This window comes from Vibrio sp. D401a, from assembly GCF_030248515.1.
In the GTDB taxonomy this organism is placed as follows: Bacteria; Pseudomonadota; Gammaproteobacteria; order Enterobacterales; family Vibrionaceae; genus Vibrio; species Vibrio rotiferianus.
Genome location: NZ_JAHGAI010000001.1, coordinates 106,812 through 130,048 on the forward strand (window position 1 = coordinate 106,812; position 23,237 = coordinate 130,048).

The window sequence follows — 23,237 nt, forward strand, 5'->3', positions numbered from 1 at the left end:
TCAGAATTAACGGTTGTGAGCGATGCTGCTTACTGCCGCTAGCTCTGCCGCTTCTTGCTCTTGCTGTTCTTGACGTTCACGAGCGTCTAGAACTTCTTTAGTAATTAAACCTTCTTCGATTTCGCGTAGAGCGATAACCGTTGGCTTATCGTTCTCTTCTGGCACTAGTGCATCTTTACCGCCAGTTTGCATTTGACGAGCGCGGCGAGCCGCAATCAGTACTAGGTCGAAACGGTTGCCAACTTTTTCAACAGCGTCTTGAACAGTTACGCGTGCCATGAGGACTCCAAATAGTTAACTAAATTTTGAATGACGAGAAAGTATACAGTCTCAAGGCTGTATTTGCTAGCGATAAGACGTGTAACAACAATGACTTTCTATATAAGCAATATAAGCTTCCTTACCGTAATAAAGAAGCAAAAATTCATTTTTATATCTAAGCGGGTTGGAATTATAAATTCCGGCTCGAAGAAGACGCTTAGATATCAGCAGTTTTATTCTGCTAGAAGTGCATCAAGCATGCCTTTATATTTAGCAGCTTGTTTTTCTTCCTTCAATCTTTCTGCGCGCAGAATGGCTTTGAAATCCATTAATGCGGTGTCGAAATCGTCGTTTACGATCACATAGTCGTATTCGTTGTAGTGTGAGATTTCAGACTTTGCTTCTGCCATACGTTTCGCGATCACTTCTTCACTGTCTTGACCACGAGTGTTTAGGCGACGTTCTAGTTCACCGTTTGAAGGAGGCAGGATAAAGATGCTCTTCGCTTCCGACATCTGCTCGCGAATTTGGCGTGCGCCTTGCCAGTCGATGTCTAGAAAGACGTCGATGCCTTTGTTTAGCGTTTCTTCAATCCATACGCGTGATGTGCCGTAATAGTTACCAAACACTTCTGCGTATTCTAGGAAGTCGCCTTGTGCAATCAGAGCTTCAAACTCTTCTTTTGCAACGAAATGGTAGTGGATACCGTTTTCTTCGCCAGGGCGCATGCCACGAGTAGTATGAGACACAGACACTTTCATTGCATATGTTGGGTTACGTTCCAACATTGCTGAGATCAAGCTAGATTTACCTGCGCCGCTAGGTGCAGATACGATATAGAGAGTACCTTTGCCCATTGTACTGTTCCACTTTTGGTTGGATTGAGTAAGTGCCGAGAGAAAGTATCGACAATGTAATAACGATAGCACTGGCAATGATGGTTTCACCACCAAAGGGATTGAGATTGGTGATAATCCCGCCAGAAAAATGGAGGCGAAGAGTATCACGATCTTTAATGGGTTGCCAGTTGATCTTGTCGGATCTAAATCAAGTGGCGGGCCACTCAAGCCTATCAGATTCACAACGAAAAAAGGGGAAGCTCTCACTTCCCCAGGCGTGCGACTGACTCACACTTAATTTTCGGAGCAATCACAACCACTTGGGTTGCTAGCTTGCAAATAATGAGTACCTATTAACCTTGCGACTCTAGGAAATTGATCCAAGGGCTTACCGTAGGCTTGAAAGTTGGTGATTTAGCCGCTCCTTTCATTGCTTGCAGTGCTTTTTGAGGCTGTTTAAGCTCGAAAAAAGCCATACCACGGATGTATTCTAGCTCCGCCTTTTGTTCTTTTGTGGCATCTGAGGCTGCTGTATGAGCAAACCTCGTTGCTTGTGAATACTGTTTGTCTTGAATCATCAAGCGAGCGATTTGAATCTGAGTTTTCGCGGATGGTGCCATCTCGTAAGACGTCTTATATGCGATGATAGATTCATCTAGCTCTTTCGCCTGTTGCCAAAAACTTGCCAAGCGATCATAGTTCGCCTTTGTCTTCTCTATGTTTCCCGAAGTCATCTCTCTTTCAAGCGTTTTAGCTGCTTTATAAGGGATACCTTGGTAGGCCAAGAAGTTAACAAGTCTCAAGTACTCTTTTTCGCCCTCAAGCTTACCCATTTTATATACGGCTTCTAGAGCCGCTAGTGAGTTACGCTCTTGGCCTAGCTCCATGTATACGCCGGAAAGCTGCATCCAATAACGCTTTTTATCTGGGTATTTAGAAGTCAGCGTTTTCAGTACACTTGCCACACTCTTCAGCTGACCTAGCTCGTAGTGAGAAGCCACTAGGATCAAATACCAAGATTCACTTGGATTCTTAGTCATCGATATTGCTTTCTTCGTTGGAGGAATTGCATTTCTGTAGTCTTCCAACTGAATGTATGCACTAGCTAGAGTGATGTAAGCATGAGCTTGCGGTTTTTCTTTGGTTGTCTCTGCAACTTTAAACCACTCATTCATTGTCTTTACAGATAACCTAAATTTCTCTTCAGCCAAATATAATTGAGCTAGGCTGTAGCGAACTTGTTGAGCAACGGGCACAGGTAAAGCATCTAGTTTTAGTGCCTCTGCAAAGTACTTCGCTGCTTGTGCATAGTTGTCTTGTAAAGAGTAAAGAAAACCCGTTTGCTGAAGTAAGACGGCTCTGTCGTATTTCTTTGACTTTGTGCTATCCAAGGCACTAGTCAGCTTTTCTTTTGCTGCTGAGTATTTTTCGGTCGCAATTAACTCTTGAACTTTGTTCACTGTGCGGAATGTTCGATCGGATAATTGCGGTGCTTCCTTCGCCATTGAAGGAGTGGCAACTGCCACCCCAACAAGGAGAATTAAAGAAGCCACTTTGCTTTTCCATAAACTTTTCATGGTGACTCCTTAGTTGGTTGAAAACTCAATCTCTTGGGACAAGCGTGTGCTGACAGGTTTTCCATCAACCAGTTTTGGTTTGAAAGTCCATTTGGAAACGGTCTTTCTTGCTGCCTTTCCTAAGCCTAAACGGCGAGGTTTTTCTTTAAGGACTTTAATATCCTCAACTGCACCTCGTGCGTTTACTGTGAATTCAAGTAAAACAACACCTTTCTCAATGCCAGCCTTAGCTGCCTTTCTAGGCATCTGAGGTTGGAATGTCGCAAGCGGTGTTGGTCCTCCGCTACCTGCCATTTGTGCACCACCGCCTTGAGAGTAGTGACCTAATACAGACCCCCCCGTCACGTTTACAGGTAGATCAAGCTTTGGCATGTCCATTGGGACTTGATCCATTACTGGTTTAACCGTCGACGTCACCTTCATTTCAGGTGGTGGTGGTGGACGTTTCGGTGGTGGTGGTTTCGGAAGTTGGCGTTTCTTCTCCTGTATTTTTTCGTCCGGTTTAATGCGAATGAATTCCACCATACGAAGATCATCATTCGACACTAGCTCGTGGCGCTCTTTGTTTACTAGCTTGTCCATCCCCCAGAACAACCCAAGGGAGACAATGAGCGCCAGTGCAATTGAGGCCAGATACCGCATAAGCTTAATCCTTATTCGTTGCGGCAATAGAGATGCTTTCTACACCTGCCATCTTAATCTGGTCCATTACCTTCACGACTACGCCCGCATTGGCTTCGGTATCCGCTTGAATAACAACCGCACCATCTGGGCTTTCAGCGCGTAGACGTTCTATGTTGGCACGTACTGCATCGACTTCGATGCGGCGCTTATCAACCCAAACATCTCCAGCAGCACCAATTGCCACCATGATGTTACCTTTCTTCACGGTTTGCGCTGAGCTTGCCGTAGGACGATTTACTTCTAGACCTGCTTCTTTAACAAACGATGTTGTTACGATAAAGAAGATCAACATGATGAATACGATGTCTAGCATCGGTGTCATATCGATAGCGGCTTCGTCGCTGCTATCACTGCTATAGCGTCTCTTCATGACCTATACCTCTAATTCCGTTTACTCAGGCAATGTGCTTTAGCTTGTCTTCAAGCTTCTGCGTGGTGACTCTGGCTAAATGATCAAGACGAGTACTAAAGAAAAGTCCTGATAGAGAAGCCACCATTCCCGCTAATGTTGGGATTGTTGCCTTTGAGATCCCCGAGGCCATTGCTCGAGGGCTTCCTGTACCTGTAACCGCTAAGATATCGAATACTTGAATCATACCGACAACAGTGCCGAGTAGACCAAGTAGGGGACAAAGTGCAATCAGTACCTTAACGATTGGCAGCCCTTTCTTATTCTCAATATCCTGACGAGAAACGATTTCTTGTCGGATCATCTTAGCGTTCCAGCTTTTATGTTCTGAGCGCTCTTCCCAAAAGCTAACGGCTTTTTTCATTGCTTTTGGAGCGACGGCAGCGAAGTAAAACCAACGTTCTAGCAATACTGCCCACAACATGAAGCTGAGGATAAAGATGACGACAAGTACGTCGCCACCCATTCCCAAGAAGCGCCTAATTGATTCAAGTTCTCCAACTAACCACCACATAATGCCTCCTTAGCTTTCGGCTTTATGCAGTTTTTCCTGATAGCGAGCGATGAAGCCTGCACTCTGTTCTTCAAGAGTTTGAACCAAACGACGACCTTTACTGTGTACGATGGTGTACAGGAACAGTAGAGGAATTGCGACAACCAGACCAAGCATCGTAGTAACAAGTGCTTCTGAGATACCGCCAGCCATTAGCTTCGGATCACCTGTACCAAATAGTGTGATGGCTTGGAACGTACCGATCATACCCATAACCGTACCCAGTAGACCTAGAAGTGGTGCTACAGAAGCGAACAGTTTGATTGAGCTGATAAAGCGTTCAATGCTCGGTGCGTTACGTAGGATGATCTCGTCCAGTTTCGCTTCAAGATCTTCAAGGTTGTCACCTTTGTGCTCTTGGTAAGCTTGGATAACTTCACCCAGTGGGTTGCCAGGAATAACCGTGTCTGATTTCGCTTGCTTACGCATTTTGCCACCGATAACCAATAGGCGTAGGTAACAAGCGAGCGCAATCAACGCACCGACAGCACCCATAGCTAGGATGACGTAACCAACGATGCCACCTTGGTCAATACGCTCCTGAACGGTAGGACTTTGTACAAGTAGAGACAGAATCACACCACGAGATGGGTCGATAAATAGTGGTTCGTAAGTGCCGTCTGCAGCTTCAAATCCGCCAACTAGGCGAGTGATGTTTTTGCGAGGCTGACGTGATAGCTCTTCAAACTTACCAGTTTGCGGCACGTAAGTTACGTATTTGCCATCTGCGATTGCGTTGAACTCACCCACTAGCGTGACATCTCGAACCGCTTCTTTACCTTCTCCATATACAACAGTTGCAGGTGCTGTTGTTGTCTCACCTGAAACTACTACTTGTTGTAGGATTGTGTGCCAGAATGCTTCAAGTTCTTGCGTAGAAGGCAGTTCTTTACTCTCTGCTAGTTTTGAAAGTAATGCGTCACGTTCTGGGAATTGAACTGCATTTTGTGAAGCAGCGAATAGCCCTTTAAACTCACCCGCGTATTGACGAACGACACCAAACATTTCGCCTAAAGTGCCTGAACGTACACGTAGTGTTTCAGTCAGCTCGGTAAGTTGCTTGTCGTTTTCGTCGAACGTAGCTTTCAGTTCATCGCCGAGTGCTTGTTGTGCGGCTAACTCATTACGGGCTTGCTGAAGCAGTGCAGCTTGCTTGTCACGGTTGTTTCTGAACTCGGCTTCGCGAGCTTTGTTCTCTTTTGATTCAACGATGCTTTCTGACTTTACGTTTTTCAGAAGCTCAGATAAGTTCTTCGGTGCCTCAGCGTGTGCACCAGAAATCATGAATAAGCTCGCTAGTAAACCAGCGGCTAGAGTTTTGAATCCTTTCATTTCTTATTCCTCTCCAGCAAATACAGGCAGTTTGATCAGCGCTGGTGGCGCTTGCTTCTTAGCGATACGAAGGCCTTGCTGTACAGCAATACGGTAGCTTTCAGGTAGTGATTCCCATTGGCGGGTTTGTTGATTCCACATGCCTGTTTCGCCGCCATCCGGAGATTGGAACAGAAGCGCAGTACGACCAATACGTAGGAAGTCGTAAGTCACGGTTTCACCGTTGCGCTCTAGGCTAGCTTTGTAAGATTCAATGGAGCGAGAGAAGCCTTCTTCGATTTGATACGCTTCCATCACCTTACGGAATTTTTCTGAAGTCGTTACGTCTGCACGATCCATTAGGTCACGCAGTTCATTGACACGCTTGGTGCGCTCTTCTTTTTGGAAAGGAAGGTCGAGAGTCACGAACTCATCTAGTGCGTCGATCATCTTCAGTGTTAGAGGTACAACCTCTGTTGCTGTTTGGTCAATCTGAGCAATCTGGTTATTGAGTGAATCTAATTCGCCTTGTTGCGATTGAACCATTCGATTGATTTGCTCGTTGTAGACTTTCATGCTGTCTACCTGACGTAATAAGCCTTTATATTCCGCAAGCATACCCTCAGTGCTTTCGGAATAAGTGTCGATCTTTTGTTGTGAAACTTCTGAGGATTTGTTTGCTTTTGCTTGTGTTGAAACAACTGCTCCTGAGTTTGCCGCTACAGAGCTACTACTGATAGTAAGCAATGCTGCAGCTATGGCACTAAGGCCAAATTCCTTAAATTTCATGTTGCATCCTTGTCAGTGTTTAAGTCAGTCGAAAAGGGCGCGGAAAACCCGCGCCAAATTTTTTATAAGAAGTCGTATGATGCTTCGATGTATAGTTGGCGACCGATTGGATCGTCATAGCCACTTGCATAGAACGGAGACGTATCACTTAGAGGATCTTTAGGTGGTACTTTGTCGAATAGGTTGATAGCACCCAAAGTCACACGGCCATTCTCGTTGAACTGGTAAGTGGTTGTAAGGTTCCAAGTTGTCATACTTGCAATTTCTGCGTCATATCCAGCAGCTTTTGCTGCGTCACAGTCATCAAAGTAGTAACGGTTAGCATAGCTAGAACACATGCGGTCACGGTACTTACCAAATACATTTACGCTTACATCTTGGTAAGCCCAGCCCAAGTTTAGGGTTGCTGTGTACTCTGGCATAAAGTCAGTTTCGTCGATTACTGGCTCAGCATCGTTCTCTTGGTATTCCGCGATAAGGATCTTGGTTAGAGCAACGCGTGAGCTAAATGAACCATATTCGTTAGTATCGTAAGCGTATGTCACAGCGATATCGATACCTGAACGCTCTTCAAAAGATTGGTTCACCGGGCCGTAAGATACTGATTTAATTGTGCCATCTGGATTACGAACCACTTCAGTGCCAGGGTATTTACCTGGATCATTGATTACGTCTTGGTAGCTTGGCGCTGTTACTACATCTTCCATTTTGATGTGGTACCAGTCTACAGTTAGACCCAAGTCGTCAACTGGCTCCCATGCAAGACCCAAGTTAATGTTGGTACTCGTTTCTTCTTCTAGCTCAGAGTTTGGACCGTTTTCAGTATCAAAATATTGAGTATCACACTCAGGATACTTATCTTTGTCCTGAGGACCGCTACCACCTGCTGCCGCACACAATACAGGGTCGAAACCTGAACCGAAACCACGAGTAACTTCACCGAATAGACGCTTCAGGTCTGGCGCACGGAAACCAAGGCCATAGCTACCACGAAGCAATAATGTATCCGTTGGGCGGTACGCTAGTGCTACTTTTGGAGTGAACGCGCCACCAGTTGCAGAGTCATCGAAGTAGTGGTCATAACGACCTGCTACAGTCATTTCTAGATCTTCGATAATAGGGATCAGAGCTTCGACACCGAGGCCGACTTGGTCGCGCTCACCGCCACCAGCAGAACCACCTAAGCCAGAGAAACCACCAGCTGCTGTTGTCGCATCGATAGTTTCCTTGTAGTCGGTACGGTTCCATTCACCATATACTGCGAAGCCAGACATACCTGCAGGTAGGTCAATCAAATCACCAGAAAGTGAACCGTTCAGAGAGTAAAGTTTTGAGTAAGCTTCTTTAGTTGAAGTGCCACTGTATTTGTTCACAGCCTCTTGTGAAATTGGACCTAGTAGGTCAACCTCACCATTTTGTACGGCTTCATCGAGAGTTTTGTAGATAGCTGGGTTATCAGTCTCTACAGATTGCTCTGAGTAACCAGCGTAAACATCCCAATCATAAGTATCCGCTAGTAGGCCATTTAGACCGACTGTCAGGCCGAAAGAATCTGCTTCTGTGTTACTTTCACGAGGCCCAAACTCAACCATACGACGAGTATATTCACCAGCACCACGGAAGTGTGTATCGTCAACGACAACACTGTATGGGTTTGGCTCGAATTCAGATTCCGTAGATTTGTAGCCAAAGCGAGCTTCGGCCATCGCCGTCACGTCGTCGTTTACGTCCATCTCGCCGCGAACTAGTAAATCAACTTGTTTGTTTTCAGGCTTTAGTGTTCGGTAGGCTGAACGGTTGAAACCACACTTGCCATCCGCACGGTCTATGCCTGCTTCACCTACCACCTCTTTACATGATGACCCTACGTCAGCCGGAGTTAGGTGCGTTCCATCTTTGCCGTAAAAGTTTGAGCCGTAGCTTGAATAACCACTTAGTTGAGAACGGCTTGAGTTATCATCACCAGCCCAGTCTCTGTCGGTTTGTTTTAGCATTTCATTACCAGCGAACTGGCCTACGAAAAGAATTCTTTTATCATCGAAGTCTTTACCTGCAACCACATCTAGACGGCCATTTTGGTAACCACCATCAGTTGCGTCACCAGCACGAACTTTAACTGAAACACCATCAAAGTCTTTTTTCAGGATGAAGTTAACTACACCACCGATTGCGTCAGAACCGTAGATCGCAGAGCCCGAATCAGTCATTACTTCCACACGTTCAATAGCGGCTACAGGAATCTGACCGATGTCTTGGAAGTTAGACGTACCATTTTGGGCTAGTGGGTATTGCGGTAGGCGACGGCCATCAATCAAGATCAATGTACGCGAAGCGCCAAGACCACGTAGGTTTACAGATTGAGCTGCAGGAGTGAAAGAAAATGAGTCAGTTTGCGCCATTACACCGCCGGTGTTCTGGGTCAAACTATTTAAAACGTCCTGAGCGCTGTTGAAACCTTTCGATTCAATGTCTTTGCTGCTTATTACAGTTACTGGAGATGGACCTTCCATGTCCGTGGTGGAGATTCGTGAACCTGTTACCTTCATTTTCTGAAGTTGTTCAACTTGCTGCTCTTCTGCCTGCGCTGTTAGAGGTGCCACTGCTGCGGTTCCCAGTGCAAGGCTGATCGCAACAGATAAAGCGGTTGTGTTTTTATACATCCTTGTTGCTCCGATTATTATTATTTCCTATGTCTGGCCGCATAACGACCAATTGTGACGTTAATATTTCGTTAACGCTAAAGGCATGTATACCTGAGATGAAAAAAGGAAGTCAAACCAGTGGTAAAATGAGATAAGAAAATGTAAAAAAGATGTAAAAAACCAAAAGTGACATAAATCACAGAATAATTTTCTGTCAGTTATTTGCAGGGCGGGATTAAATTTTAATAAAACACCGTATTTTGTGTTTCTTGTAAACAGTAATGACTTATGTTGTGTATGGATTTTAAGTGGGCTTTGAGTACTGAATTTCAGTCAATTTGTAGAATATTCTGCTTAGAGGTGGTTTTTATGGAATGGGTGACATGTTAACTCGGTCGCAGCGATCGGTATCAAATAATGATACCCATTGTACTAAAAGGGCTCACTGTTATTTTAGCGTCAAATTAACCTTTGGTTTAAGTGTTGTAATAGTCACTGTTAGTGCATGTTTATGTAAGGTTTTAACTCTAAAGTGCCTAGATTGATATCCTGTATGAATGACTTTTGTGGTTTTTTATATTTTTTTTCAAAAACATTTTCATTTTTCGACATTGAAGGAAGTTTGTCATGTTTTGGGCTCAAACACTTGAAGCGTGCGGAGTTTCAAGATAAATATGACGCTGAAATTGTTGCAGTAGTGGAAAAAACTAGTTATTGAAACTCAGGGAGTGCGTTTTAATAACTTCAGTTGCTACGTTATCGAATTGCACCATTTTGGGCCGGAAACCTCCTCCCCGAACCCGCCTAACAATGGACAGTAGACATGGAGTAAGTTGTATATGCTGTCGTATTTTTTACGCCGATTAGCATTAGTGATTCCAACATTCTTGGGAATTACTATTCTAATTTTTGCTATCACTCGATTTGTACCCGGTGGCCCAGTTGAGCGAATGCTGTCTCAAATGCAGTCGCAGGGAGACGGTGCCGCGGCTATGACCTCTGCGGGGGGTAATACTGCACTTTCAGAGGATCAAATCGCTGAGCTGAATGCTTTTTACGGTCTAGATAAGCCTGTAACAGAGGCTTATATCGATTGGTTAAGCCGATTATTGGTTTTAGACTTCGGTGAATCAACCCGTTACTACGAGCCTGTTTCAGACATGATCGCTGAGCGCCTGCCAGTCTCACTATTTTATGGTGGAATGACGTTTTTTATTAGTTACTTCATTTCAATTCCGCTCGGTTACTACAAAGCGTTGAAGCATGGCTCTGTGTTTGATTCCGCTTCTTCTATTCTTATCTTCGTTGGCTATGCCTTACCTGGCTATGTAGTTGGTGTTTTGCTGATTACGTTGTTCAGTTATCACCTAGAGTGGTTCCCAATGGGAGGCTTTGTCGGGGACGACTTTGACGACTATGAAACCTTCTTTGAGCGTGCTAAAGACATTATGTGGCATGCGGTGCTGCCTTTGATTTGTTACTTGATTGGCGATTTTGCAACGCTAACCATGACGATGAAGAATAACCTTATGGAAAACCTGTCGTCAGATTACATTCGTACTGCGATTGCCAAGGGCTTACCGTTTAAAAAAGCGGTACGCAAACACGCGCTACGCAATAGCTTGATACCTATCGCTTCTCACTTTGGTAACTCGTTATTGTTCTTTATGACCGGGGCATTCTTGATTGAAGTTATTTTCAATATCGATGGTATCGGATTGCTTGGTTATGAATCGATTATGGAGCGTGACTACCCAGTAGTAATGGGAATTGTCGCTATCAACGCGATGCTGCTCCTTATAGGTAACATCATCTCTGATATTTGTGTTGCTTTAGTCGACCCTCGTGTGAAGTTTGGAGCGTAATATGATTAAAGTTAGCCCATTAACTCAAAAGAAAATCCGTCACTTTAAAGATATAAAACGTGGTTACTGGTCATTTCTTATTTTATCGACCATGTTGGTTCTATCGCTGTTTGCGGAGTTGTTGATCAACAGCAAAGCATTGGTAGTAAAGTACGATGGTAGTTACTACTTCCCTGTCGTGAGCGATGTACGTTTGGGGAGTGACTTTGGACAAGCGTCCTCTAGCGAAGCGGATTACCGAGAACTACAGAAAGTATTTGCCGCGGAAGGCAGTGATAACTTCGTTATTCTACCTATCGTGCCTTGGAACCCATACGAGCAAGACTTCAGTGGTGACTTTCCTCCAACGGCGCCAAGTGCAGAAGACAAACACTATTTGGGTACCGATGTTATCGGCCGTGATATTTTAGCTCGACTAGTATATGGCTTCCGTACCGCAATGGGTTTCGCGCTACTAACGATGGCTGTTTCTTATGCTATCGGTACCGCAGTTGGCTGTGCGATGGGTTTCTGGGGCGGAAAGTTTGACCTATTTGTTCAGCGTTTAATTGAAGTTTGGTCAATGGTGCCATTCCTGTATGTCATTATGATCTTAGTATCGATTGTTCAGCCTACCTTTACCTTATTCGTCGCCATTAACGTCCTATTTGGCTGGATGGGGATGACTTGGTACATGCGAACCATGACTTATAAAGAGTCTGCGCGTGAATACGTAATGGCGGCTCGTGCATTGGGGGCTTCAACTGGTCGTATCCTGTTTAACCACATTCTGCCAAACACGATGGTAATGATTGTGACGCTTGCACCCTTTACTATCGCAGCAAACATCACCGCGCTAACGGCTCTGGACTACCTCGGCCTTGGCTTGATGCCACCAACTCCAAGTTGGGGCGAGCTGTTGCAACAAGGTAAGTCGAATTTAGACTCGCCATGGATTGTTTCATCAGTTGTGGCTTCGATTGTACTGGTATTGGTCATGGTGACCTTTATTGGTGAAGCGATTCGAGCGGCATTCGACCCGAAAAAATTCACACGCTATGTTTAAGCAAGCATTGTGAGCAAAACATAAAAAAGGGAAGTTTTATGAATAAATTATTTTTAGCGTCTACGCTGAGCGCCCTGAGTTTTGGTGCGATGTCAGAGACGCTTCCGACTGACTTAAACTGGCATACAAATTGGGATGCACCATTATATGCGTCTGAACAAGCGCAATTTGGTGGCACTTATCGTACCTTCATGTCTAGTTTCCCCCAGACACTTCGTAGTGTTGGCCCCGATTCTAACTCTGGTCTACGCGGATGGTTTGCCGATGATGCACCAAACTTAGTTCGAAAGCACCCAAACACGCTAGAGTGGATTCCTGACCTAGCTAATGAGTGGGCATTCGATGACGATAACAAGACTATCTATTTCAAGCTAAATCCAAAAGCTCAATGGTCTGATGGCAAGCCGGTTACTGCTGATGATTTTGTCTTCATGCTTAAGTTCTACCGCTCTAAAGACATCGTTGCACCATGGTATAACGAGTACTACACCAATGTGATCGCTGATGTCATCAAATACGATGACCACACTTTGGCTTTCGTTTCTGGCTCAGAGAAAAACCAAGAAGATCTGCTGTATACGCTTGGCTCTTTGACCCCCAGACCTGCGCATTTTTATGCCAATCCATCGAAAGATGAAAATGGCGACGGCATCGATGATAACTTTGTTCGCAAATACAACTTTAAGAGTGAGCCAACGACGTTTGCTTACTACCTAGATAAAGTCAAAAAAGGCAAAAGTGTTACTTTTAAGCACGTTGGAGAGGATTGGTGGGGTTACTCTAATCCATACTATAAGAATCGTTACAATGTAGAAAAAGTGCGCTTTACCGTGATCCGAGATGCAGATATCGCGATGAAGCACTTTGAAAAAGGTAAGCTTGATTCTTTTGGTTTAGTTAGGCCAATCCTTTGGCATGACAAGACCAAAACTGCGCCATACGAGAAAGGTTATATCACTAAATTCTGGGGTTACAATCAATATCCAGAAGGGGCTGGTGGCTTATGGCTGAATACCGCCAACCCAATGCTAAGCGACTTAAATGTGCGAAAAGGTGTCGCATTGGCGAGCGATTTTGATGGCATGATCGAAAAACTCACTCGTGGAGATTATGTTCGTAAACCGAATGCCTTAGGCGTAGGGCGCGGTGATTATGATTTGAAAGATGCGGTGCCGCCAAAGTTTGAGCCTGAAAAAGCAGTGGAGTACTTTAAGACGGCGGGATTTGACCAAATTGCTGAGGACGGCATCCGTGTCAACGATAAAGGTCAGCGATTAAGCTTTGCCATCACGTATAGTTTTGCGGGTCATACACCACGAATGTCATTCCTTAAAGAACAAGCCAAGTTAGCTGGGCTTGAGTACACATTGAACTTGGTGGATGGTTCATCGGCGTTTAAATACATCTTAGAGAAGAAGCACGAGGTGGCATTCTTAACGATGGGAACAGCAGAAGTTCCGGCATACTGGGAGTATTTCCATTCAGTGAATGCGAACAAACCGCAAACTAACAGCCATGCTAATTACAGTTCTCCAGAATTAGATGCACTTATTATGGACTTCAAACATGAGTTTGATATCGATAAAAAGCGCGCAATTTCTCGTCAAATCCAAACCATTATTAATGACGCTGCCGTGATTGTTCCTGGATATATGGTGCCATATACCCGTGAAGGTCATTGGCGTTGGATGAAATATCCTGAGCAACCAATGACGAAACGAACAGCGATGCTTTTCCCTAATGCATTCTCTCCGGGTCTTGGTGTGTTCTGGATCGACAAAGAGATTAAGAAACAAACTGAAAAGGCGATGAAGTCGGGTAAAACTTTTGAGCCGAGTGTGGTTGTTGACGACACTTATAAGCTGTAAGGATGTGTTATGGAAAACGATGTAATCCTAAGTGTTAAAGATCTAGAAGTAGAGTTCACGACCGATGATGGCCCGGTAAAGGTACTTCATGGTGTTAACTTTGATGTTCGTGCGGGTCGTACGCTTGGTTTGGTAGGTGAGTCGGGCAGTGGTAAGAGTGTGACCTCAATGTCCATCATGGGTCTGTTACCTAAGCCTTACGGTAATATCATTAATGGTGAGATTAACTATCGTGGCACTAATCTCGTGACGCTCCCAGCAGAAGAGATGTACGCCATGCGTGGTGACCGTATTTCGATCATTTTCCAAGATCCGATGACGGCACTGAACCCGGTGCATTCTATCGGTCGCCAGCTTTGTGAAGTGCTAGAACTGCATCGCCCAGAATTAGGGAAAAAAGAGCGGGAAGCTTATGCCATTGAAATGCTGGCGAAAGTTAAAATTCCAATGCCAGAAAAGCGCTTGAACGAGTACCCACATAACTTATCAGGTGGTATGCGTCAGCGCGTGATGATTGCGATGGCGTTGGCGTGTAAGCCTGACATTTTGATTTGTGATGAACCAACTACCGCACTGGATGTAACCGTTCAAGCGTCTATCCTTGACTTAATGAATGAGCTTCAAGAAGAGACGGGCATGGCGATGATCTTCATTACCCACGATCTTGGTGTGGTTGCCGAAGTGTGTGATGACGTGGCGGTGATGTACGGTGGTCGTATTGTCGAAAAAGCGGAGATTTTTGAGCTATTTGATAATCCACAACACCCTTACACAGAGCGCTTGATGGGGTTGATGCCTAGTTTGGATAATGAACCAAAACAGATGATCGACATTAAGCCAATTGATGCCAGCATGTTTGCTAGCTAACAGGTGCAAAGTGAGCACGTCATAAAAGAGGATGTTATGGCTAAAGAAGTATTAAGAATTGAAGATCTTAAGCAGCACTTTGTATCTGGTAAAGGGCTGTTTAAGAAAGGCTACACCATTAAAGCGGTTGATGGTGTGTCATTATCAGTAGGCGAGGGGGAAACTCTTGGCCTAGTGGGCGAGTCTGGTTGTGGTAAAAGTACCTTGGGCCGCACGATTCTCAAGTTGTATGAGCCAACTGAGGGCAAGATTTTCTTTGAAGGCAAAGACATCACCAAGTTATCCGTAAAGCAGATGCGTTCATTGCGTAAAGACATGCAGATTGTTTTCCAAGACCCAATGGAATCGCTAAACCAACGCCATACTATCGGCATGATTCTCGAAGAGCCGTACGTGATTCACAACATCGGTACGTCTGCAGAGCGCAAACAGTGGGTGAAAGAGCTGCTTGTTAAAGTTGGCTTGCCAGAAACCGCGATAAACCGCTATCCGCATGAGTTCTCCGGTGGTCAGCGCCAACGTATTGGTATTGCTCGTGCGATTGCCCTTAAGCCTAAATTGCTGATTTGTGATGAGTCGGTATCAGCGTTGGACGTATCGGTTCAAGCGCAAATCCTAAACCTGCTATTGCAACTGCAACAAGAGATGAACCTTGCGATTATCTTTATCTCGCATGACTTGTCTGTAGTGAAGCATGTGTCTGATAAGGTTGCGGTGATGTACTTTGGTAAAGTCGTGGAAGCGGGTAACGCGAAAGAAATTTACGCGAATCCTCAGAACGATTATACCAAGAAGCTCTTGTCGGCGATTCCAATCACGCATCCTAAGTATCGTAAGAAAAAGCGCTTGGCAGAAAAAAAGCAGCAAGTGGCGTAACGCCACCATCCAAATAAAACCAACTTATTAAGAGAAAAGCGCTCCACTTGGTTGGAGCGTTTTTATTTCCGATGATTCTCTGTCTTCAGCTTCTTTAAAATAGCGTGCTACACTGCAAACTTATTCCTTTGATTTGTTTGGATAGTTGGCCATGCCGTCGCATTTACCTAAATCATTCAGTCGTCCCTTTCTGAAACTTTTTCATCTGCTTGAAGCCGTTCTATTGGTTGCCATTACTTTGGCGACCGTGTGGGCGATGGTGGAAGAGTTTATCCATATTTATGTACAAAAGCGTGTTTCACTTGATGACATCTTATTGATGTTTATCTACCTCGAAGTGCTCGCCATGGTCGGGCAGTTTGTGATGAACGGTAAGATACCGGTTCGTTATCCAATTTACATTGCTATGATGGCCATTGCTCGTTACATCACGCTTGGCATGAAAGAACTCGACTCCGTGATGATCGTATGGCTTTCTTTAGCCGCGTTTATTCTGGCTGCGGCAACCTTGGTTATTCGAGTCGGTCATCATTATTGGCCGTATATCGATAATCAAACCGCCGAAAAAGACGAATAATGTTATTAAGCCTCGCTCAGTGCGAGGCTTAATTTTTTGTGTGAAGGGAAATCACCTCCAAATGGCATTGGGGTAAAAAAGTGTAAAGTCATCTCAAGCCATCTTGTTTCTTGTCTAATTGATGAGTATCTTCACACTAACCTTTTTACCTGTTCTGATGAGATATTGTGATGCTAGCGAAAAGCACATCGACAATTTATTTTCTGCTGAGTGTCTTGATTGCATTTGCGCTTTCAAGCGGTATCGCTCGTGCAGAAATACCATCAACAGTGAGCCACATCACGACGGCTGAGTCTCTGCATATTAGCTACTGTGACTTAACCTTTGGTTCAGCAGAAAAGGACGAACCGAGTTGTTGTGAACCTGGCGGAACATGCTTTGAAAAGCAGTGTTGTTCCCATGGTCACGCATCGGGTTCGGCTGTTGTTGAAACTCAGCTAAGAACTTATGAAGCTCTATTCCGAGATGAAATGGCGGTAAGCAAAGCCGCACTCTACACCAGTGCAGACATGCACTCTCACTATCGCCCTCCGATAGCTTAATTCCTATCTAGCAGCGTATCGCTGCCAACAATGTTACTGCACGAATTGCCGTGTGAATTTGTTATGCGTGTGAATAGCTCTCTATTTGCACCATCCTGTGATGGGAATGAAAAATGAAAACTAATCTAATTGCTCGTAACGAGCGCCTTGCTGCCCACCTGCCAAACCTTGTTATCAACCGAAAAGCGGGAGGTCTCCATGACGCATAAGCATTTACCGATCATCTTGTTTGTGTCTGTGTGTTTAATTTGGGGCACCACGTGGTTTGCGATGGAAGTGGCGGTGCAAACTATTCCGCCCATTTTTGCTACCGGACTGCGCTTTTTGATCGCAGCGCCGCTATTAATCTTGTTGGCGAAACACCTCAATCAGCCCCTGTTCTTCCCTAAGGGAAAAGTATTTTGGATGTTCGTGGTCGCGATTTTCTATTTCGCGATTCCATTTACCTTGATGATTTTTGGCGAACAGTACATTTCATCAGGTCTTGCTTCGATCATCTTCGCCAATATGCCAATTGCAGTCATGGTGACATCGAGCCTGTTCCTTGGGCTTAGGTTACGTAAATCGCAGATTGCTGGTCTTTTGGTGGCGGTTCTGAGCTTAATTCTGATTCTGGCTAAAGAGATGAGTTTAGGTGGCGAGGATTATCTACTGGGCTTTCTCGCTTTAGGTGGGGCGGTCGCAATTCATTCGGTGATGTATGTGTTTGTCGAAAAGTTCTGCAAGGGCATTCCAGTACTGACTTACAACGCCTTTCCGAGCTTTGTCGCTTCCGTATTGTTGTTTATCACCTCATTGCTTGTTGAGCAGCCAGATATTTCTCAGTTCTCAATAGATTCAGTTACGGCAGTTATTTACCTTGGTATGTTTGCCAGCGTAGGGGGCATTGTGGCGTACTTTAAACTTGGACAGGTGTCGACGCCGTTTACTGCCTCGATTTGTTTTCTGTTTTTCCCGTTGATTGCGCTTAGCCTTTCAACATGGATTGCGGGTAACAGTTTGTCGTTGGTTTCTGTTGCCCTGCTGCTGCCATTACTTGGCGGTATTTTTGTAACGAAAGCCGAGCCTGCTTTCTGGCAGCGCTTTCGCCTAAAACCTGCTGAGAAAAAGCCTGTGCTATGTGAGCATTGTATGAAGAATCTCAATGCTTAACTTCTAGAAATGCAATAGAAAAAGCCCTGCAATGCAGGGCTTTAGAAGATAAATCGAAAGGTTTATTATTCGATGTTCTGGATCTGTTCACGCATTTGCTCAATCAGAACTTTCAGTTCAACACCTGATGCGGTGATGTCTGTGCTGATTGATTTTGACGCGAGCGTGTTCGATTCACGGTTGAACTCTTGCATCATGAAATCTAGACGACGACCGACTGCGCCACCTTTCTTCAGGATGTTTGTGGTCTCTTTCACGTGAGAATCAAGACGATCTAGCTCTTCTGCTACGTCTGATTTCTGTGCCAGAAGGATAAGCTCTTGCTCTACGCGAGATGGGTCTAGCTCAACTTTCGCATCTTCAAATTTCGAGAACAGGCGCTCACGTTGCCACTCTAGGATTTCTGGCATGCGTGCGCGCACTTTCACAACTTCTGATGTGATCGCTTCTAGGCGTTGCTCGATAAGCGCTTTCATGTTGTCGCCTTCACGGCCACGCGCTTCAATGAACTCACTAATTGCTTCATCAAAGGCTGCAAGCAGTTCTTTGTTTACCTCATCCATGTTCTGCTCTGGCGTCTCCATCACGCCTGGCCATTGCATTACTTGGAATGGGTTGATGCGGCTTAGTTCGCCCGTCATGTGCATGACTTGTTCTGCCGCTTTGATCACTTGGTTTGCCAGTGCTTCGTTGATGCTAAGTTCAGCTTTTGCTGCTGGGTTTGCTTCAAAGCGTAGGCTACATTCTACTTTACCGCGTGCTAGGCGCTTACGAAAACGCTCACGTAGTACAGGCTCAAGAGCGCGGAATTGTTCTGGCATGCGGAAGTAAGTTTCTAGGTAGCGTTGGTTCACACTGCGGATTTCCCACACTGCGCTGCCCCAATCGCCTTTTACTTCTTTGCGCGCATACGCTGTCATACTGTAAATCATCGAATTTTCCTGTCTTCTAATTTGCTGAAAATTACCCCGCAATAGTAGCACAGCCTGAGAGTTGTGGCTGTGCTATTCTGTGTAGAGATTGTCCAGATAGCTTTATTTAATCGATTCCGCTATAATCTGCGCCCAACCAAATCGTCTTCTCCTCATTACTTAAGGTAGATGCCCATGCGTCCAAACGATCGCAAGGCGGAACAAGTTCGCCCAATCAAAATTACTCGTAACTACACAGCTTACGCTGAAGGCTCTGTGTTAGTTGAATTTGGTAACACCAAAGTGTTGTGTAATGCGACCGTTGAAGAATCTGTGCCTCGTTGGCTAAAAGGTCAAGGTAAAGGCTGGGTAACTGCTGAATATGGCATGCTACCTCGTGCGACTCACTCGCGTACTCGTCGTGAAGCTGCGAACGGTAAGCAAGGTGGCCGTACAATGGAAATTCAACGCCTGATCGCACGCAGCCTACGCGCAGTGGTTGATCTACAAGCGATGGGTGAGTTCATGATCACGGTTGATTGTGATGTTATCCAAGCCGACGGTGGTACTCGTACAGCATCTATCAGCGGCGCAAGCGTTGCAATGGCAGACGCGTTCCAACACCTAGTGGATAGCGGCAAGCTGAAAGCAAACCCAATGAAAGGCCACGTAGCGGCAGTTTCCGTTGGTTTACTTGGTGATGATGTTCTGTGTGACCTTGAGTACGTCGAAGATTCAGCGGCAGACACAGACATGAACGTCGTAATGACGGAAGAAGGCAAGATGATTGAAATTCAGGGCACCGCAGAAGGTGAACCGTTCAGTCATGAGCAGCTGATGGCTCTATTAGAGTCGGCGAAAGTCGGCATTACGGAAATTGTCGCAGCGCAGAAGGCGGCGTTAGCCAATTGATTTTAATGGCTCCCATTATGGGGGCTATTTTTTTATCTCCGTCGTATATGAATCTACAGCGTTGTTCGCTGCGCTTTTCTACCCTAATTACATAGAAGACTATGCTCATAGGGATAGAAAAACTTGCTGCCTAGCTGTAAATCCATCTACTTAGGAGATAACGCATTAGTGTTTATTAACTGCTTGGGAATATGGATACCAAGCCTGTATTTAGAGAGAAAATAATGAAAGCATACCAGCGTGAATTTATTGAGTTTGCACTTGAGAAAGAAGTTCTTAAGTTTGGTGAGTTTACTTTGAAATCTGGCCGTAAAAGCCCGTACTTCTTTAACGCTGGTCTTTTCAATACTGGTCGTGATCTAGCGCGTCTTGGTCGTTTTTACGCAGCAGCGTTGGCGGATTCAGGCATTGAGTTTGATGTACTGTTTGGCCCTGCGTACAAAGGTATCCCAATCGCGACGACAACAGCAGTCGCGCTTGCAGATCACCACGACATCGACACGCCATACTGCTTCAACCGTAAAGAAGCGAAAGACCACGGCGAAGGCGGCAACCTTGTAGGTTCAGCACTTGAAGGTCGTATCATGTTAGTAGACGACGTAATCACAGCAGGTACCGCGATTCGCGAATCAATGGAAATCATCCAAGCAAACGGTGCAGACCTAGCAGGTGTGTTAGTTGCGATTGACCGTCAAGAAAAAGGTAAAGGTGAGTTGTCTGCGATTCAAGAAGTAGAGCGTGACTTTGGTTGTGCAATAATCTCAATCGTTAGCCTGACAGACCTTGTGACTTTCCTTGAAGAGAAAGGTACAGACAAAGAGCACCTAGAAGCAGTAAAAGCGTACCGCGCGGAATACGGCATTTAGACCACAGTATTAAAAGTAGAGCCTTCTATCCCAGCTCTAAATCACCGACTTCAGTAGTTGGTCGCTTACTTTGAACACTCTTTAGAATAGAAAACGAATAAGGCTGAAGCGTATACTTCAGCCTTCTATCTTGTTTGAGAGTTAATCGTAGCGTGTCCCTTGCCTCACTCTTGGATCTGGCATAGTTTTATAACGCTTGTGTAGCCACATCCATTGTTCAGGTGCTCGCAGAATCACTTCTTCTACAAAGGTGTTCATGTAGGCAGCTGCCGCTACCTCATCCTTTTTCGGGTAATCGGCTTCAATGCACTTATCAGCAATGATTTCATATTTGCCATCTTCATTACGGAAACCAGAACCCGGAATAATTGAACATTTAGACGTGTAAGCCAGAATGCTGGTACCAGTTGTAGTACATGCATCTTCGACTGCGAAGAAAGGCACAAACACGGACTTGTTACGACCGTAATCATGGTCTGGTAAATAAAACAAACGTTCACCGCTACGCAGTACACGAATCATCTGCTTGACGTCTTTGCGATCAATCAACTTATTGCCGTTGTGTGTACGTCCCCAATACTGAATAAAGTTGTATGCAGGGTTGTTGTGCGGGCGAAATGCACCGTAACCTGCCACGCCAAGAACAGCAAAAGCACGAGCAGTGATCTCAAGGTTAAGGGCATGAACACAGCACAGTAAGACGCCTTTACCTTCTGTAGCTTTTGTGCGTAAAGCACAGATATCTTTTTCTACAATTAGATTTTTGAAACGCCAAGTTGGCCAGAACCAAGTGATGCCAGTTTCAATCAAAGCTAAGCCAGTATTTTTAAGGTTTTCATCAACGATTTTAGTGATTTCAGCTTCGGATTTGTCTGGGAATGCAAGCTCTAAGTTTCGTTTTGCAATCGCAGCTCGCTTTGGCGACAGTTTTGGTGTCAAAGCACCGAGAGAGTGTCCCAGTGATTTTAATAGACGATAGGGTAGGATGTTGACTATTACTGCCAGAAATCCAAAACCGATCCATACGCCCCAATGTTTGGGGTGGAGTAAAGACAAAGAGAAGCTGCCTTCATTATTCATTATTGTCTCCCTATATAAGTGTCGAGATCCCCAATTCAGCCCAAGCTGCTTTGTTTTTTACTGTCTCTTGAAACAGCTCTTTGTTCACAGATGGGCGATCTAACCAAGGGTGGTACATGTGAATTTGACATCCTAAATTGCACAAAGGTTTGTTGGTAATACCAACTAAATTTAGGCGATAATCAATATCACTATCTTCACCTATTGCAGGGGCTTCATAGCGCATATCAAAAGCATTGACTTTCAGGATGTCGTCTTTGTGGATAGAGAAATTACACCCTAAGATTCCTTTTACTTTTGAGCGTTGTAGGTAGTGTTGTATGAATGGGTTTGCTATACGCAACCCTTTTTCTACATGTCGACCTTTTTCTTTATGTTTGCCGTTAGTGGTAAAGTAGTGAAATAGCAAACGGTATTTGTTGTCTTCAAAGAATGTTCCTGGATAGGCCGAATTCAATACATCTTCAGTAAACTTTTCAGGAAGCTCTGCGCGTCGACCACACAGACTACGCCCTTTTTCAGCGTTGCAGACATGATCTTCTATGAAGTGTTTCTGAGGTATACAGTCGCCGTCTATGAAAATTAAATAGTTGCTATTAGAGGCCAGTATTGAGTGATTTAAAACTCTATTCTTTCTAAAGCCTTTATCTTCATGCCATACATGTTTGACTTTATAAGGTAATTCTTCAGCACGTTTAGCGATAAAATCAACGGCGTCTTGTTTAGAGCCATCATCAGCAATGATAACTTCAAAGTTTGGTTCAGTTTGATCTGATAATGCATTAAAAATCAGGTCTAACGCTTGTGTGTTATTGTAAAAAGCAATGATCAAGCTTGCTTTTGGTTGGTTAGTCGTATTCATGTTTATTTTATTTGTGCACTAAGGAGCGCCCAATATTCGTCAAAGTTCGCTGTTGGCAGGTATTTGAAGTCTGAACGAACAAAACGGTTTAGGCTACCTTCTACTTGTCCTAGAATTTGAGCGGCTAAAATACGTTCCTCAACAGGGAAAGATTTTCCTTCTCGAATCTTACGTTCACGCAGGATTTGACGAAGTTGTGTTTCAATACGTTCAAACAGTTGGTTGATACGTTCACGAAGGCGCTCATTTTCAAACATTAAAGCATGACCAGAAAGAATGCGTGTCAGGCCAGGGTTACGTTCGGAGAATGCCAAAATAAGGTGCATCACCATGCGAATGCGTTCTAATGTGTCTTTCTCATCATCCAAAATGCGGTTGATTCGCGTCATCAAAGCTTCTTCAATGAACTCAATCAAACCCTCAAACATTCTAGCTTTACTAGGGAAGTGGCGGTAAAGCGCGGCTTCTGATACCCCGACTTGTTTCGCCAATTTTGCCGTAGTAATGCGTGAAGCGCCTTCTGTAGATTCAAGCATCTGTGCGAGAGCTTGCAAGATTTCTTCACGACGGTTGGATTTTTTACTGCCGGCCATTAGTTACTTCCTTTCAAAATACAAAATTGAGCGGAGGGGATTATAAGACGCTATTTGGCATCAAACTAGACTAGTGAGGGTGTAATGGGAGCTTTAACACCCTCAGTTGTCATGTTTATACCAAATCTGTGCCAGTTTTCGATGAAAACGAATGGG

The 23,237-nt window shown here is 44.8% G+C and carries 23 protein-coding genes; 10 read left to right on the forward strand and 13 right to left on the reverse strand.

Going from position 1 to position 23,237, the window contains the following annotated elements; genetic code table 11:
* Nucleotides 1–6 precede the first annotated feature (6 nt).
* The 9 genes from rpoZ to KIV41_RS00495 all read right to left on the reverse strand — a co-directional run bounded on the left by rpoZ (nt 7) and on the right by KIV41_RS00495 (nt 9,083).
* Nucleotides 7–279, reverse strand: coding sequence for a DNA-directed RNA polymerase subunit omega (rpoZ, locus tag KIV41_RS00455; protein WP_005379346.1), 273 nt, complete (start codon nt 277–279; stop codon nt 7–9).
* Nucleotides 280–494: 215 nt separating this feature from the next.
* Nucleotides 495–1,118 (reverse strand): guanylate kinase, encoded by a 624-nt coding sequence (gene gmk / locus KIV41_RS00460; RefSeq protein ID WP_005430186.1) that lies wholly within the window; start codon nt 1,116–1,118, stop codon nt 495–497.
* A gap of 335 nt (nt 1,119–1,453) precedes the next feature.
* Nucleotides 1,454–2,677: a lipopolysaccharide assembly protein LapB gene (locus KIV41_RS00465; protein WP_285335515.1), complete on the reverse strand. Its 1,224-nt coding sequence runs from the start codon at nt 2,675–2,677 to the stop codon at nt 1,454–1,456.
* Between the two features lie 9 nt (nt 2,678–2,686).
* Nucleotides 2,687–3,319 carry an energy transducer TonB gene (locus KIV41_RS00470; protein ID WP_010445054.1) on the reverse strand — a complete coding sequence of 211 codons (633 nt, stop codon included), beginning with the start codon at nt 3,317–3,319 and terminating at the stop codon, nt 2,687–2,689.
* Between the two features lie 4 nt (nt 3,320–3,323).
* Entirely contained in the window at nt 3,324–3,731 is a 408-nt protein-coding gene (locus tag KIV41_RS00475; protein WP_171356827.1) for a biopolymer transporter ExbD, read from the reverse strand.
* Between the two features lie 25 nt (nt 3,732–3,756).
* A complete protein-coding gene (locus KIV41_RS00480) occupies nt 3,757–4,284 on the reverse strand; it encodes a MotA/TolQ/ExbB proton channel family protein (RefSeq protein ID WP_010445056.1) in 528 nt (175 codons plus the stop codon).
* A 9-nt stretch (nt 4,285–4,293) separates the two neighbouring features.
* Nucleotides 4,294–5,655 (reverse strand): MotA/TolQ/ExbB proton channel family protein, encoded by a 1,362-nt coding sequence (locus KIV41_RS00485; protein WP_010445057.1) that lies wholly within the window; start codon nt 5,653–5,655, stop codon nt 4,294–4,296.
* 3 nt (nt 5,656–5,658) lie between these two features.
* Nucleotides 5,659–6,423: a DUF3450 domain-containing protein gene (locus KIV41_RS00490; protein ID WP_252041454.1), complete on the reverse strand. Its 765-nt coding sequence runs from the start codon at nt 6,421–6,423 to the stop codon at nt 5,659–5,661.
* 62 nt (nt 6,424–6,485) lie between these two features.
* The gene (locus KIV41_RS00495) at nt 6,486–9,083 is read right to left on the reverse strand and encodes a TonB-dependent siderophore receptor (RefSeq protein ID WP_045386243.1); all 2,598 of its coding nucleotides are present in this window, start codon (nt 9,081–9,083) and stop codon (nt 6,486–6,488) included.
* An 821-nt stretch (nt 9,084–9,904) separates the two neighbouring features.
* On the opposite strand from KIV41_RS00495, the gene KIV41_RS00500 reads away from it, so the two are divergent.
* The 8 genes from KIV41_RS00500 to KIV41_RS00535 all read left to right on the forward strand — a co-directional run bounded on the left by KIV41_RS00500 (nt 9,905) and on the right by KIV41_RS00535 (nt 17,857).
* Nucleotides 9,905–10,930, forward strand: coding sequence for an ABC transporter permease subunit (locus KIV41_RS00500; RefSeq protein WP_010445060.1), 1,026 nt, complete (start codon nt 9,905–9,907; stop codon nt 10,928–10,930).
* Between the two features lies 1 nt (nt 10,931).
* Entirely contained in the window at nt 10,932–11,975 is a 1,044-nt protein-coding gene (locus KIV41_RS00505; RefSeq protein WP_252041456.1) for an ABC transporter permease, read from the forward strand.
* 38 nt (nt 11,976–12,013) lie between these two features.
* Nucleotides 12,014–13,843 carry an extracellular solute-binding protein gene (locus tag KIV41_RS00510; RefSeq protein ID WP_285335516.1) on the forward strand — a complete coding sequence of 610 codons (1,830 nt, stop codon included), beginning with the start codon at nt 12,014–12,016 and terminating at the stop codon, nt 13,841–13,843.
* Between the two features lie 9 nt (nt 13,844–13,852).
* Nucleotides 13,853–14,710, forward strand: a complete 858-nt coding sequence (locus tag KIV41_RS00515) for an ABC transporter ATP-binding protein (RefSeq protein WP_010445063.1) — start codon at nt 13,853–13,855, stop codon at nt 14,708–14,710.
* A 36-nt stretch (nt 14,711–14,746) separates the two neighbouring features.
* Nucleotides 14,747–15,586 carry an ABC transporter ATP-binding protein gene (locus KIV41_RS00520; RefSeq protein WP_143691704.1) on the forward strand — a complete coding sequence of 280 codons (840 nt, stop codon included), beginning with the start codon at nt 14,747–14,749 and terminating at the stop codon, nt 15,584–15,586.
* Between the two features lie 151 nt (nt 15,587–15,737).
* A complete protein-coding gene (locus KIV41_RS00525) occupies nt 15,738–16,163 on the forward strand; it encodes a phosphate-starvation-inducible protein PsiE (RefSeq protein WP_010445065.1) in 426 nt (141 codons plus the stop codon).
* 170 nt (nt 16,164–16,333) lie between these two features.
* A complete protein-coding gene (locus KIV41_RS00530; RefSeq protein WP_282064659.1) occupies nt 16,334–16,705 on the forward strand; it encodes a hypothetical protein in 372 nt (123 codons plus the stop codon).
* Between the two features lie 198 nt (nt 16,706–16,903).
* The gene (locus KIV41_RS00535; RefSeq protein ID WP_285335517.1) at nt 16,904–17,857 is read left to right on the forward strand and encodes a DMT family transporter; all 954 of its coding nucleotides are present in this window, start codon (nt 16,904–16,906) and stop codon (nt 17,855–17,857) included.
* A 65-nt stretch (nt 17,858–17,922) separates the two neighbouring features.
* Here the strand turns inward: KIV41_RS00535 and KIV41_RS00540 are convergent, their stop codons facing one another.
* The gene (locus KIV41_RS00540) at nt 17,923–18,789 is read right to left on the reverse strand and encodes a YicC/YloC family endoribonuclease (protein ID WP_038883423.1); all 867 of its coding nucleotides are present in this window, start codon (nt 18,787–18,789) and stop codon (nt 17,923–17,925) included.
* A 174-nt stretch (nt 18,790–18,963) separates the two neighbouring features.
* On the opposite strand from KIV41_RS00540, the gene rph reads away from it, so the two are divergent.
* Both rph and pyrE read left to right on the forward strand, forming a co-directional pair.
* The gene (gene rph / locus KIV41_RS00545) at nt 18,964–19,680 is read left to right on the forward strand and encodes a ribonuclease PH (protein ID WP_050936160.1); all 717 of its coding nucleotides are present in this window, start codon (nt 18,964–18,966) and stop codon (nt 19,678–19,680) included.
* Between the two features lie 224 nt (nt 19,681–19,904).
* Nucleotides 19,905–20,546, forward strand: coding sequence for an orotate phosphoribosyltransferase (gene pyrE, locus KIV41_RS00550; RefSeq protein WP_005379384.1), 642 nt, complete (start codon nt 19,905–19,907; stop codon nt 20,544–20,546).
* A gap of 141 nt (nt 20,547–20,687) precedes the next feature.
* On the opposite strand, the gene lpxL is transcribed toward pyrE, so the two are convergent.
* Genes lpxL through slmA form a run of 3 tightly spaced genes read right to left on the reverse strand, consistent with a single transcriptional unit; the run spans nt 20,688 to nt 23,081 of the window.
* Complete coding sequence (gene lpxL, locus KIV41_RS00555; RefSeq protein ID WP_045386253.1) at nt 20,688–21,626, reverse strand: LpxL/LpxP family Kdo(2)-lipid IV(A) lauroyl/palmitoleoyl acyltransferase; 939 nt, start codon at nt 21,624–21,626, stop codon at nt 20,688–20,690.
* 10 nt (nt 21,627–21,636) lie between these two features.
* A complete protein-coding gene (locus tag KIV41_RS00560; RefSeq protein ID WP_010445073.1) occupies nt 21,637–22,488 on the reverse strand; it encodes a glycosyltransferase in 852 nt (283 codons plus the stop codon).
* Between the two features lie 2 nt (nt 22,489–22,490).
* Nucleotides 22,491–23,081 carry a nucleoid occlusion factor SlmA gene (slmA, locus tag KIV41_RS00565; RefSeq protein ID WP_010445075.1) on the reverse strand — a complete coding sequence of 197 codons (591 nt, stop codon included), beginning with the start codon at nt 23,079–23,081 and terminating at the stop codon, nt 22,491–22,493.
* Between the last annotated feature and the right edge of the window lie 156 nt (nt 23,082–23,237).